This is a genomic window from Pontibacter diazotrophicus (assembly GCF_003367245.1).
Lineage (GTDB): Bacteria > Bacteroidota > Bacteroidia > Cytophagales > Hymenobacteraceae > Pontibacter > Pontibacter diazotrophicus.
Genome location: NZ_QRGR01000014.1, coordinates 133,238 through 147,561, shown reverse-complemented (window position 1 = coordinate 147,561; position 14,324 = coordinate 133,238). Strand labels below are relative to the sequence as shown.

The following is a 14,324-nucleotide window of genomic DNA, read 5'->3' as shown; positions in this document are numbered from 1 at the left end:
GACCAGCCCCTCCATTAACCAATGGAGGGGCTGGTCTGTTTTTGCCGTCAGCATTACTGTTTTATCAGCTTTATACTTTTTTTAATCCCACTGCTGTCCTGAAGGTTCAGGATATAAAGCCCGATATTCAGCTGTGGCAACGAGAGGTGGAGTTCACTTTCGGTGGCCTTCACCGCTTGCTCATAGACCACTCTTCCCGCTAAATCAGCTATTGTCAGGTACTCCACTTTACTTGCCTCCCCAGAGAGATAAATAGTGACAGAAGATGTAAAAGGATTCGGAACCACGACAACACCGTCATCAGGCAACATGCCGTTGGTCAGGGATGCAGGTTGTATGATCGAGGTCGAATGAGCCGTGGCAGACATATAAGGGGACAGCCTGCCGCCGGGGATGGGCCTTTCCTGTGTCCCATCAGGCAGCTGCCACCCTACGGCCAGGTTGTCTGCTCCCCAGCTTTGCTTGTGCAGCGCCTCGATGTAGTACTTCCTGCCCGCCTCCAGCTGGATGGCCGCTGACTTCTGCGAGGCGTACTTGTTCCAGTCGCGGGCATTGGTCCAGCCGCTCACAGAGGCTATCTTCTGCCTGTTGCCGGGGTTCTCGTCGGTGCTCAGCCACAGCTCCGAGTTGTCGTCGGAGGCGATGAAGAAGGTGTAGCTGCCCGTCTGCGGCGGGCAGATGTAGCCCCGCACCCGCGCCCCGTAGCTGCTGCCAAGCCCGCTCGGCGCCTCGAACAGGGGCAGCTGGCTGGTGCTGGACGGCGTGGCCTGCAGCGGGATGTCGGCCACGCTGCTGCCCGTTACCCCGCCCCAGTGCTCGCGCAGGATGGTGCCCGAGGCAGTGCAGGCGGTCGTAGTGGCAGGGCGCACCGTCACTGTAACATCATCCGTGGCCTTGGCGCCCCCGTTGTCAGTCACTGTCAGACGGAAGACATAAGCGCCCTCCACCAAAGCACTCACTGTGGGGGAAGCCACTGTTCTGCTGCTGAAGGTGGCCGTGCCCGGTCCGCTCACCTGGCTCCAGCTATAGCTGCTGATAGTGCCGTCAGTGTCAGTGCCCGAGCCGCTCAGCGCCACGCTGTTGACAGGGAGCGTGATAGTTATGTCTGAACCGGCGTCGGCAACAGGCGCCTGGTTCACAGGGGCTGCTGGGCTTACCAACACTCTGACCTCATCCGTGGCGCTAAGTTCTCCGTTGTCAGTCACTGTAAGGCGGAAGGTGTAGTCGCCCTCCACCAGCCCGCTCACTGTGGGGGAAGCCACTGTTTTGCTGCTGAAGGTGGCTGTGCCCGGGCCGCTCACCTGACTCCAGCTGTAGCTGCTGATGGTGCCGTCTGTGTCAGTGCCTGAGCCGCTCAACTGCACGCTGTTGGTGGGCAGGGTGACAATCATGTCAGGGCCGGCGTCGACCATTGGCGCCTGGTTCATGCCTGATGATGCCTTGACCTCTATAGCTGACACTTTCGGTCTGTTCACGCCGCCGTCGCTGGTCAAAGCGCTGAAGTACATATTCAGGTTGCCATCCGACACATTTACTGTAAAGGTCTCCTTGATGGCTTTAAACTGCCCCCCCGCTTTCTTAACGATGTCATAATTGTCTAGTACCTTCACTCCTTCCAGGCTAACGTCGAATACACGCTGCCCTGCACCTGACCAAAATATCTCAGCAAAGTGCAGCACCACTGTGTATTGCCCGTTGCTGACAGGAAGGGTGTAACTGAAGGTGCCATTGTTAGTGTCGGTTGAGCGCTCGGTCTGATACATGGCACCATCCTCAGTACCTGTAATGGCAGTTGATGTAGAGTGGGTATAGCCTGGTACAGGCGAGAAATAGTTGTCTGCGGCAAAGGTGCCGATAGAGTTTACCAACTCTTTACCCCCGGTGTTAATGCGGTAAACAGCAGCCGTACCACTGGTGTTATCAATTCCTTCCCCGGTTAAACCAACTTCTAATGGCGTAGTACTTCCAGAATGTTTGATACTTAGCCCGGCTACTTTTGTTCCTGGTGAGGCGGGCAAAAAAGTTATCATCACACTTGTGGATGCTTCTGCTTCTAATATAACTGGCTGCAAAAAATTATGAGCAAAATCACTGCTGTTCGCTCCTGCTATGGAAACAGAAGAGATCTCCACTGAGGTTGTTGCATTATTAGTCAAAGTCACAATCTGTGCTTCAGAGGTAGTACCTGCCTGCTGCGAAAAGAAGTGAACGCTGCCGGGTGAAGCCGCTATAGCACCTGATTCTCCATTTAAGGCAACAGCGGTACTTCCGTTTACCCCGGAATGGGTAATTAACATTTCCGCTTTTTGTGCCTCCGATGTAGTGGGGCTGAATGTTACGGTTATATCCAGACTCTGTCCGACAGGAAGAAGAAAAGGAAATGAATAAGGAGCACTATAGGAAAAGGAACTGGCGTCTTTTATTGTGATAGCAGATACAGCTATATCCTGGTTGCCTTCCGAGTTGCTTATCGTAATAGTTTTGCTACTGCTCGCATTGACATCAACTGCTCCAAAACTTACTGATGATGGAGCATTCAATTTACTTTCTGTTAATGCAAAACCATCAGGCGTAGATGGTGCAAACATATAAAACGCTTCCTGAGAACTTAACTCGGGGCTCCCCCCCCTGCTGCCAGAACCCGCAACAATATAGATGCCGTTGTTGCTCGTGATGGCTTGTGTGCCGTGTCTGCCCCTTACCAGGTCTGCTAACCTTCGCCAGGAATTTGTCCGCACGTTGAAGGCTTCTGTTTCCACATGAGCTGTTGACTGTGAACCACTTTCGCCTCCAATCACAAGCAACTCATCTCCGAGCACAGCAGTGGCTGTACCGGCTCTTTGCGTTGGTATGTTACTACTGCTGGGGAGCGTTTCCCATTTATTTGTTTCAAAATCAAAAACGTCTACCTCCGGTACTGTTAATTTGAATGTTTCGCCTGTGGCATCTGATGAACGGCGACCACCAGCCAGGTACAGTTTGTTATTGATTACTGCTGCATGGTAATGGTCTCTTGCCCGGGGAGCGTCTGGTAGTGTTTTCCAAGTATTAGTGAGCAGATCATACTCGTCGAACCAGGCGACATGTCCGGAACTATGCCCATCTGTAATACCACTAACCAGGTAAATTTTCTTGTTATGCACCACTACTCCTGCCGACCCCCTGCGTCTGGTTTCCGGTATTGTAGGCCCATCCAGCCATTTATCTGTTACAGGATTATAGATATACACCTTAGGCACAGGCTTTTCATATGGATAACCTCCTGTAAAAGCTCCTGCCACATATATTAAGCCGTCAATGGTAACTGCCTGGAAGTGGTGAAGCTCTATAGGGGTGCTGGCTTTGTTTGCCCAGGTTTTAGTTGCCGGGTCATATACCTGAACTGGCTTTACTCCCCGGCCACCCAAGAGGTAAAACTTGTCTCCTGCCTGTACAAAAGCGTTTTCATGCCTTGCCGTAGGAGCACCACTGGTAGGAATGTCTGCTTGCCAACTACCTGTAGTTGTTACAGGATCAGTAGTTACCTTTATCAAATCCCATGTGGCAGTAAAGGATCCAGCATCACGTGAAGTAGAAATGATACCAACAGCCAGGGCCGGCGCCCCCTGTATGGCCTCTAACAGTGCGCCGCTAACCTGAACAGGGGTCCCTAAGTTTATAACTGCTCCCCCATCCTGGCTGTACTTAGGCTGAACTGTCCCCGCAGCCGGATCTACAGACAAAAAGAGTTCGAGAGATGAGCCAGGCATTCCCCCGATCAATGCAAACTGCTGGGAGATAGGCTGCCCCGCATTCTCGTATACCACTTCTATTCCGCCCTGCCCGCTGTTTGCATTCAGGGTTATCTTCAGGTAATTATCCTGGTCGCCTGTGCCGATGTAGAGCCCCTGTGACTGTGCGCCCTGCGGAGCCTGATTATCAAAAAACGGCCCCAGCATGCCGGTCTGCACCGTGAAGGCCCCCGTTGCGGCATTAACATTCACCCCGAACTGGAAGGCGTTCTCCTGGTTGTTCAAAGCACCCAGTGCGTCACCGGCTGAAACTGCCACCACAGAAAAAGCACCCACGGCCCCGCCGGCAATCAGGTTCTCCTCTTCATAGAGGTTATAGTAGTCGTTCTCCGGTTGCATGTTGCTCATAAGGCCATCGAACCCTAAACCGAAAAGCCCGGTACCCGGATGGTTGTTGAACAGATCATACTCAATGGGGAGATAGGTGGAAAGGCCGTTGTTGGCATCTAACGCAAAATAATCGACATCGTCACCCAATCCATCGTTGTCATCATCAGGGTCATTGAGGTCTGAAAGCAAATCCTGGTCAGAGTCCATGGGCATACTGGAGGCCGAACAGGGGTTAGTGGCATTGTCTATCTCGTCAGCGTTGGAGTAGCCGTCCGCATCATCATCCATCGTAGTGCTGTAGATACCAGAACAAGTTGAAAAATCCTGCGGTTCGAATATGGTGATTACATCAGACCCGTAGGTAGCAGCCCACACCGAACCCGGGAAAATATCAGCGTCTCCCTGTGCTGTAACATCCAGTGGCTGGGAACCAAAGCCCGAAGCAAAAGCGATGTCTTGATTTAGCTTATTAGTACTCGATTTTAGATTTGTTACATTACTTCCATCTTCGGTTAAATTTATCTTAAAGATGTTTCCGTTATAGCCGGCAGCCAATAAAGCTCCTTGCATAGAACCGTCAAAATTAGAGGCGGTGTATTCCACCAGCCCATTGGTGGAGGTGGAGAATGTGAGCAGCGCCAGGTCTGTTTCACCGGGGTTCTGGAAATCCCCCTCAACCGGGTTCGCCATCGCCAAAGGCACAGGAGGCCAGTCTGCCGGCAAGGGGTGAGTGCCTGTCTTGCTGGTGCGCCATACGCCTGTTGTACCGTCATGGGTGTAAAGGCCTGCCCCGGCAGGGTTGGCACGCGTAGGCGCTGGGTGGCCGGCATAGTGGCTGCCAGGCACGTAGGTGTTGATGTTTCCGATGTAGTGCAGGTTATCCAGGTTGTTGACCTTCGGGTCGTTAGGGCCGGGCCCTGTAGACCCTGGCTCACCACTAACATAGTTATTCGTTACTCTACCGTCAGACCCTTCGTTCTCCGGATGCCCGCCCCAGCCACCGTTCGCCCCGTTGTCGATGGTGTACATCCTGCCTTCATTTCCGGGAGTCTTGGTGATGACTAAGTCATAGGCATTGCGGTAGCCTGGGGAAAACACCTGCACGGGGCCGCCCGCTACCAGCTTTGCCTGGTTCAGCCCGTCGTTGCCGCCGAAAGGGTCATTCACGTCCGAGCCGTCCGGATTGTTGGCCCTGGTAGGGTCGTCTAAAGTCGGCAAATTATACTTGTAAGCCGAACTGCCGCTTCCCTGTGTAGGCATAGCCTCTATGGCATCTAAATCGATGGAGAGTATAGCCGCCCCCAGGGCATATTCTGTGATGAAAGCGAAATTGTTGGATGGGGAACCCGCATTGGTAAAGCCCCCCACCGCCAGGTAGAGCGTGTTTGTCTGCTCATCCAGTTGCATCCCGTTCACGGCGTGGTTCTCCTCTGAGCGGGGCAGGCCCTTGACCAGGTCCACCTTCTGCCATCCGCTGCTGGTTTTGGTCAACCGGGACACGATGCCTGAGTTGGTGTCGAGGTTCTTGTCACCGGAGGATGAGCCGCCGCCAATCCGGCTGTCGCTTGAGCTGACATAGAGGACAGGCTGTGCGGCAGTGCCTGTCATAAGAATGCCTGTTACCTGGCGTGTCTTGACGTTTGTGTTGAGGGCGCCGTCATCGTTGTAGTTGGCAATTTGGTTTATCAAGCCGATAGTCTCTGTCGCAGTGACAGCATAGTCGTTCGCAGCGTTTCTTACAACAGTAAACGCTTTGATGATGCCGTTCTGCTGCGAGACATAGAGCCTGCCGTCAGGGCCAAACTGCAGGGAGGTCGGGTTAACCAAAGACACCCCCTGCAGGCCGCTGGAAGAAAAACTATATTGTATATTTGCCAACATCACACCGGTTAGGTCTTCCGGAGGGAGCTTTGCCTTCTTCTTCTTTTCTTTTGTAGGCTTATCGTTTGTTTGTGCCCAGCTATCAGGAACAGCAAATAAGAGAAAGATAATTGTGCATATCCAGAAAACAGTTTTCCAGACAGAGCGGGTAGTAAACGTTTTGCTCATAGGGTGTGTGTTTTACAATCAGATTATAATCGAAGCGGCATAAAAAAAATAATCCAAATACATATCACGCAAGCATTTTAATATCCTGCAATTTTTTGCGATGACACATAGCTGTAGAGGAAGGAGTTTATAGAATCATGTTGTAACACCAATATTTTTAATAGAAAACATATACTCAATGTGCTCTTTTAGGCTTATACATGAATTCATGCTATAATGTTGGCCTATTATCAGATATAATGTGATAATATTTTTAAATATCTTTTACACGGGCTGTGGATGATATGAAGTAGTGTCTTTTCTACTTTGTCAATCACTTAAAATATGCTTCTTATATAGCAAAAGAAATTCTTTTAAGGCTAAAACCAGTGCTATTACATCCCTCCTCCTCATTGCGATGAAGTGATACAACAATAATATTCTCAACTATAGTAAATCCTATATTATAGTTTCAGTTACGCTTCTACTTTGTCCTAAGGAAGATCAATATTTTATCAGTTTAATTCTATATAGTCATTGCCGTAATACTGTTTTCAATCCCATTGCCATCATGAACAAGATGTAAGGCTGGTGGAATAATGCTACCTGCTAGAGCCTGAGTGTAATAGGTTTCAGTGGCACAGGCTAAATCATCTGTTGCATTGCTGAAACCATTACCTGCTGAAACAAGCAATGTACTATCAGTGTCAAACACCAATGCTCCTACCCCATTACTTTGGTGCAGCACCGGAATACCAGTGGACCTGGTGGCCCCAATGAGAATTCTGATTCTGCTGTGTTTACTCTATAGCCACTGGCTGTTTTATTCGTCGTATAGCGGGTGAGACTTCCAGTGTTGTTGAAAGTAACTCCTACAGCCTCTTCTAATTGTGAAGGGACTGTGACAGATGAAAACCAAGTGGGTGGAGTTTGAGCCAGAAGCAACTGGCTCACTGATCCTGCAAATAGTAGAAGCAGCAGGAGGAGAGCCCTTATTAAGAGAAAAGGCTGCCAGGAAAATGTTTCAGGTGCCTCAAGGCCAGATTTACGTCTGTAAAACCGAGTGCTTTTGCTTTTAATAAAGTGTATACATAAAGGGGCAACTTCCCCCGGAAGGTTCTTAAACTTGTGAACGAGTAGCATAGGTAAAAGAGCAAAAAAAGAGTGAACAGAATTATTAGTTTGTAGGTTGGTGCGGATTATCAAGTGTTGCATTTCGCTTTGTCTTTCCCGCTCCTTCTTTAATGTGCTATACAATCACATTCCTTTGAGACATAGATAACCCATGCCTCCCAAAATGGAATGTTTGGGAAAAGAGAAATAACAAAGAGCCAAGCGTCGCAAAACTACAAGTACATACCACGTGTTAATAAGAGGAATGTCAGTGGGGGCTGCTATATAATTCCATCAACTGGAATCCGTAAAAATTCATGAATGGCAGGAATAACACCAGGTTGGATGGTGCTTGCCATAAGTAGATATGTGTGGGGAAAATGCTCAATAAATTAGTGATGCTCTAATCAAGAAGCTTTTTAGGTTCTGTAAAGTCTGGACATAGTATAGTAATTATTTAATAGGTATAAGACTGCAGTTTTCTGTTCTCACATTAACCTTAAGTCTTATACGTGCTGTTGCTAAAAAATGGCTACCAGAATAATGAATAAAATTCAAAATATTTTCACAAATTATAATTTAGGCATTTAATCTGTGTCTAAACATCTGAAAGACAGCAAATTCAAAATTAATTGTTTTGTTTGTCTGGCATCAGGTGTGATAAAAAATTGCTTGGATCCAGCAGATCCGCTCTTGAATAACATTAATAATAGTTATCTAACTATTCCCGTAGGTTAATATTCTGTAATTGCAGCTTATGATAATGAAACCAGAACTACATACTGAAAGACTGAAGCTGAGATTAATAGACGCATCAGATTTAGGTGCTATTCATGCGTTACATGTTTTACCTGAAACTGATGAGTATAATACATTGGGTATACCAGAGGATATCGCTGAAACCAGATCGACAATTACGCCCTGGATTTTGGACAATCAGCAAGAGGTTATCCAACAGTACACGTTTGCTATCGAGCAGAAAGCAGACAAGCAGTTTATAGGCTTAATTGCCTTAAAGCTGGGGAACAGCAAGTACAGCAGAGGCGAAGTTTGGTATAAGCTGGACGTAACCTGTTGGAACAGAGGATTCGGGACAGAAGCTTTAAGGCGCATGCTTAACTTTGGATTTGATACACTGAAGCTCCATAGAATAGAGGCAGGTTGTGCAGTTGACAATATCGGGTCCATCAAAGTGCTTGAGAAAGTTGGTATGACAAGAGAGGGAAGAAAAAGAAAAGTACTGCCACTAAAGTCAGGCTGGAGTGATAATTTTGAATACGCTATTCTAGAAACCGATTCAAGAGGCTAAAGTACTGTCCCTGTTACTCCCACGCCAATTGCAAAGCTTTACTATAAAACAGCAGCGGCCGGGTGGTTGATGAGCAGCTAAAAACCAATGCCTCATAAATTTTTCGTGAATTTCTATTATATCAGTTGTACCTTCCCTACCGTACTCAGTTACAAATTAGCATTCTTATGGAAGAAAATTTATCCAATGAAGACCAGATGCATGGTTCTATGTTTGTTTTACTACGGCGGTATGTAGAGAACACACATGATTTCAGCACCTGGATAAAGCTATTGGAGGCGGCAGGCATTGCGCATGGGCATTACCAGATGCAGGAGGTATATCCCACTAAAGAGATGTTCGCTATTGTAAATAAAGCCTCTGAACTTACTGGCATTACCGAATATGAGATGCTGGAAAATTATGGTGAATTTTTAGTGTCTGACCTTCTTTTAGTTTACAACAGATATATCAACCCCTCCTGGCGTACGTATGATATGCTGCTGAACACTGAAGCCGCCATGCACGCTGCAGTTAAAAGAGAGGATAACAGAGCCAATCCTCCGATGCTGCTCGTTACCAAAAAAGGCAGTAAACAGCTGATAGTTGATTATCACTCCAGACGCAAAATGGCTGGTGTAGCCGTAGGTATCATAAGAGGCATAGCAGGATACTTCCATGAAAAAGACATAGTGGAGGTTACGCTATTGACACCAGCTGATAAGGAAAGAGTCCAGATTAAGGTAGACTTTCTGGGTGATGTGTAGAGACAGCGGCTACCCCAGCAAATTCAAAATACTTCTGCATCAACATCGAGTAAAGGAAGTGCATGGAAATATATTGCCAGCCACGGCACAAATAATACCCATACTACCCGCAAATGAATAACTCTTTAAAAACGCAAAAGGGCTCAGCAGTAGCTGAACCATTTTGCGTTCAAATGGCAGGTAATATCAATTCAGCTTTACCAGCTTCATTTCAAGCTTCTCCTCCCCTGACTGTCGATCCAGCACCAGCACATACCCCGGTTTTGCAGGATATACAAAAGATACAACTTCATTGCTGGAAGAAACATCTATGTTATCTGATTTAAGTTGCATGTTGCCGGCATACATGATGTTCACCAGTGTCTTTTCTCTAAACTTGCTCTTTTTCACCTTCTTATAGTTGATGTAGGCGGTAGAAAAACTCGTCTGGCTATTGTCTTCCTGTGTAAACTGATAATCAAAGCCGCCATTCATGTTTATAACCAGGCCTAACAGGCCAGCACCATAAGCACCTGCTCCGGGAGGAAGTATGCAATCTGTCTGGTCTTTCTCAAAGAAGCTGACTTTTTCCAGGCTCAGGTCAGGGCCAAGCGTATAAATCAGCATGTTACCTATCACACCTTTTACCGTGCTGGTACCACCGCCCAGAACAGCAAGGGCAATTCCAACGCCATCAGCCTTCACTTTATACTGCTCTACAACAATATGCTGCTTACCATCCGCCCCCCGGATAATTTTATGCACAAAGTTCTCATAGCCTTCTTTCAGACTTTTCTTTGCCTCCTGTGGCAATAGCGGGTTTACGTCCTTCTCCCAGCCAAAGAACTTAGCAAAATTCTCCTTTCCATTCATGCCCATTCGTTTTACATAAAAACCTTTGCTTTGGTCCTCAAGCTCCTTGTCTTCCACACTGTAAAACTCTCCCATGGCTATAAACTCCTTTTTCTTTTCGTCAAAGCTAAAAGAGCTAACAGACAGCTGCTGCGTATTGTCATTTTCAACGGGCACATCTAACAGGTTGTCGCCAGTTTCTACATCAAAAGCAGCGACAAAAAAATTCAGCTTTTTTGACACCTTGCCTGACCTGCGGGCAATCGTCGCTAGTATGTATTTATCCGTCACCTCGTGCACGAGCAGCGACTCATAATTCTTAGACATTCCATCAGACGTATATGTCCACTTCAGGTTGAGGTTATTATCATACATTTCCAGCGAAAACCCCTTCATATTACCTGTGTACCCGTTTCTGATAAAACCCTTGTTAGGAACAGCATAAAGATTCATACCGGAAAGGGGCTTGCTGGCTCCGGTACGGGACACCTGCATTTCCTCTAATGCCGCGTGCTGGTCTGCCTTTGAGCGCATTGGAAATTCCTTTGAGGCTATTTTATTCAGCGAACTGTCAAAAACATCCATCTCTAACAGCTTACTTCTTGTATTGTAAAAATAAAAGCTGAAGGTCTTCCCGTTATAAGCTCGCCTAAGCAAATGACTGAAATGTCGTTCTTTAGGAAACAGGGCGCTTCTGACCTTCTGCAGGTCCTGATCATAGAAATCCACCCCATAGTTGGCAACCCTTGTATCAGCCCTGTCTTCACGGTATAACATCGTGTAGCCCTTCACCTCGTTTCCCTCGTATATGGGCGTGATGGCCTTTTTATTAGAAATAGTAAAACCTGACAGCGTATGCGTCTGTGCCTGGCTGGCTGCTGCACACAAAAGCAGAAGAAGTGTAAATAAAGATGGTAAAGGTTTTATCATATATAGAAATAAAATAAAGTTCGTTTCATACCGGTTTCAGGACTTAGGATTAAAATTTTCCACGTCGCGTACCGTCTTTATTGCTTGTAAAGTTTTTCAATCCTCCTTATATATCAGTACATCGCTATACCCTTGGATCCTTACTCTCTGAGTCATCATTACGCTCGAGCAGGACCCGCTGACAGCTTTCATGACGGTCACTTCCAAAAGGGACAATTTAAGCACTCATCTAAAACTACTTCAGTATTACTAGCCAAACATTTTTATTACTATTCTTATCCACTAGCGCTAACAGTAAAGAGTATCAGAAAATTGATATTAAATGAAGATTACTTCTCTATTGCCAGCATATATTGTTTCCTCTTATCACTGAATTCTAGTAAATCCGGCGCTTTCTCCTGCGTATATCAGGACAATCAACACAATTCATTACGATTTTAACTCCTAAACTTTATTTCCAGGTTATGATAAAAAAAGCAGAATTGCATCAAAAGTATGTCATTAGCGTCACAAATTACACAAATATTAATTTGTTAGCATATAAACTTATATTATTTTTCTAACAAACTAAAAACACTTATCTGGCACCGCAAAATAGCACTGAATAAAGGGATTGTTTTTGAAGTTGTGAAAAAGATATCTAATTAAGCTAACATCTTACCGAGGCTAATTTTCCCAGGCCAGCCTGGAATGATGCTTCTTTTTCGAAAGTTTCTTCGTACGAGATAATATGGCGATTTTAGTAAGAAGTGAAGACACGAGCTTATACACTGTTGTTAAACCAAACAGCGGCAAAGAAACAGTTATCCTGCTCCATGGCGGGCCGGGCGTACCTGAAAACCTTGAGCCAGTGGCGGAATATTTAGCAAGGGAGTTTCAGGTGATTTATTTTCACCAGCGCGGCACACTGAACTCCCCCTGTTCCTCTGGCAGTTATTCTATGAACAGCTACATTTCAGACATTGATAGTATTGCTGCACATTTCAACTTAAAGAAGTTTCACCTGTTCGGCCATTCCTGGGGCGGGCTCTATGCGCAGGTTTATGCAGCTAAAAGGCAGGACAGGCTACTCAGCATATTTGCATGCAGCCCCGCTACCGGCACTGGCTGGCAGTGGGCTAAAACGGTGCTGGAGGTAGGTAAATTCCACAAAAAGAAGAGCACCGGCCCGGAGTGGGCAGCAATGGTTAAAAATTCAGCACTGGGCATGCTGGGAAACTATAAGGCTTACGGTAAGTTTTACACCCAGTTCTCTATCAACTGCAACAGAGATTATCGGGTACAGAACCCTGTCCAGGTGATGTTGGACCATATCAATGCCAAACCCATCACCCGCACCTATTTTTCGCTGCTGTTATACCCTGCACTTCCGAAGCTGCCAGACCCGGGTTTTAAGATAACAGTGGTTTTCGGAGATGATGACATTTTTGGCGACAGCACATCTTACTTAAAAGAAAGATACCCAACCTGCACTTTTATTATCATACCCGCAAGCGGTCATTTTCCATGGCTTCATAATGAAGAAGCGTTTTTCAAAGTGCTGGCAGATCATTACCGGGTAGAAAGGCCTGCCAGCGTTACATTCAAAGAATAATATCAATCTACACTTGGCAGGGGCAAGTAAATCAATTGCCGCACCCCCTTGTTTCTCACGTTCGCTTCTGCTCTTGTTTAGCGTATCGTTCCCTCGCCGCTACAATATGATGCAGGTTCAGCTTCGCCCAATCTGCCAGTTCAAGTAACTGCAGCAGCAGGCTTTGCCCCAGATCTGTCAGTTCATACTCTACCCTGGGCGGTATTTCCGGAAAAATCGTCCGCTTCACCAGGCCGTCCTCTTCCAGGGATCGCAGCGTGACAGTGAGCATGCGCTGCGATATCCCTGATATCAGTCCCTTCAGTTCGTTAAAACGGAGCTTTTCGTTACGGCCCAGCATCAGAATAGCATAGATGGACCACTTGTCACCAAAGCGTCCCAGGATGTCCTTCACCGGGCAACATGGGGCTGCCGCCTCCTTGTCATCCATTATTTTATCTATCTTCTCCTGAACCTTAACCTGCTGATTCTCATCTTTAGTTACTCCCATGATACTTAGTGTCGTTAATGTACCTTCTTGCTTTAAACAAAGATACTAGGTTACTTTTGAGTTACTAAAAGTAACCTAGTATTGAATCAATACTGAAACATTATCGTTGAAGATATATGAGCAGGATAGTAGAATCACTGGAGTGGCGATATGATTCTAAGAGAATGAACGGAAGAAAGTGCCTGCTGATAAAGTAAACGATAATACTGGAGTCTATGGCCCCTTCAGTAGCTTCTGTGGTTACCTTGTAAATAAATGGAAAGGCTAAGAACCAACATTTCTCTAATTAAATTATGAAAAATTGAATTATGACTAAGCAGAAAATAAAAATAGATATTGTATCGGATGTAAACTGCCCCTGGTGCTATGTGGGCGAGCAACGCCTGAACAAAGCCATAAAAGAGGCAAATAAAGACTATGAATTTGACATCAGCTTCAAACCCTTCGAGCTGAACGCAAACATCCCGCAGGAGGGCGTGGACAGGCTGGAGTACTTTAAAAATGCCTACGGCCCTTCTATCGTTTCGCAAATAGATGCTATGAATCAGCGCCTGCAAGACGCCGGTGCGCCGGAGGGTATCGAGTTTAACTTTGAAAAACTGACCACAGTGAACAACACTTTCAACGGTCACAGACTTATCTGGCTGGCGGGTGAATGCGGTGTGCAGGAAGAGGTGGCGCATGCCCTTTTCTATAGTTACTTTACAGAAGGCAAAAACATGAACGACACTGCTGCCTTAAAAGAAATCGGAATAGCCAACGGAATTCCTGCTGAGCGCCTGGAAGGATTCTTTGAAAGGGAGGAGGGTAAAAACGAGGTGCGTGAGATGGAACAATGGGCACAAGCTTCAGGTATCACGGGTGTACCGGCCTTCATCATCAACGACAAATACCTCGTAAGCGGGGCACAGCCGGCAGAAACTTTTCACCAGGTGTTTTCACAGATTGCTCCTCAAACACCAAAATTTGAGGAAATAACAGCAGAAGGTCAGAGCTGCGGCATTGATGGTGACTGCTAGCAGCATACAGCCTAAGAGAGTTGTACGGTTGGTGTAAGGTCAGCACTTGACAGCCTCGCTGCCTCAACTATACGTACTAAGAATACAGGATTTGGAAGAAGGCTGATTAAATCAGGAAGTGTGTTGGGAAAATTGCCCCAACA

7 protein-coding genes are annotated in these 14,324 nt (G+C 46.6%); 4 read left to right on the top strand and 3 right to left on the bottom strand.

Going from position 1 to position 14,324, the window contains the following annotated elements:
* Positions 1 to 53: 53 nt before the first annotated feature.
* Positions 54 to 6,170 (bottom strand): PKD domain-containing protein, encoded by a 6,117-nt coding sequence (locus DXT99_RS14325; protein WP_115566252.1) that lies wholly within the window; start codon positions 6,168 to 6,170, stop codon positions 54 to 56.
* 1,855 nt (positions 6,171 to 8,025) lie between these two features.
* Here DXT99_RS14325 and DXT99_RS14320 point away from each other — a divergent pair.
* Positions 8,026 to 8,571: a GNAT family N-acetyltransferase gene (locus DXT99_RS14320; RefSeq protein WP_115566273.1), complete on the top strand. Its 546-nt coding sequence runs from the start codon at positions 8,026 to 8,028 to the stop codon at positions 8,569 to 8,571.
* A gap of 167 nt (positions 8,572 to 8,738) precedes the next feature.
* The gene (locus DXT99_RS14315) at positions 8,739 to 9,317 is read left to right on the top strand and encodes a heme NO-binding domain-containing protein (protein WP_115566251.1); all 579 of its coding nucleotides are present in this window, start codon (positions 8,739 to 8,741) and stop codon (positions 9,315 to 9,317) included.
* A gap of 186 nt (positions 9,318 to 9,503) precedes the next feature.
* On the opposite strand, the gene DXT99_RS14310 is transcribed toward DXT99_RS14315, so the two are convergent.
* Positions 9,504 to 11,078, bottom strand: a complete 1,575-nt coding sequence (locus DXT99_RS14310; RefSeq protein ID WP_115566250.1) for a DUF6770 family protein — start codon at positions 11,076 to 11,078, stop codon at positions 9,504 to 9,506.
* A gap of 730 nt (positions 11,079 to 11,808) precedes the next feature.
* On the opposite strand from DXT99_RS14310, the gene DXT99_RS14305 reads away from it, so the two are divergent.
* Positions 11,809 to 12,672, top strand: coding sequence for an alpha/beta fold hydrolase (locus DXT99_RS14305; RefSeq protein ID WP_115566249.1), 864 nt, complete (start codon positions 11,809 to 11,811; stop codon positions 12,670 to 12,672).
* A 55-nt stretch (positions 12,673 to 12,727) separates the two neighbouring features.
* Here DXT99_RS14305 and DXT99_RS14300 read toward each other — a convergent pair whose 3' ends face one another.
* On the bottom strand, positions 12,728 to 13,162 hold the full coding sequence (locus tag DXT99_RS14300; RefSeq protein WP_115566248.1) for a winged helix-turn-helix transcriptional regulator: 435 nt from the start codon (positions 13,160 to 13,162) through the stop codon (positions 12,728 to 12,730).
* Positions 13,163 to 13,470: 308 nt separating this feature from the next.
* Here DXT99_RS14300 and DXT99_RS14295 point away from each other — a divergent pair, with 308 nt between their 5' ends.
* Positions 13,471 to 14,181 (top strand): DsbA family oxidoreductase, encoded by a 711-nt coding sequence (locus DXT99_RS14295; protein ID WP_115566247.1) that lies wholly within the window; start codon positions 13,471 to 13,473, stop codon positions 14,179 to 14,181.
* The last annotated feature ends 143 nt before the right edge of the window (positions 14,182 to 14,324 follow it).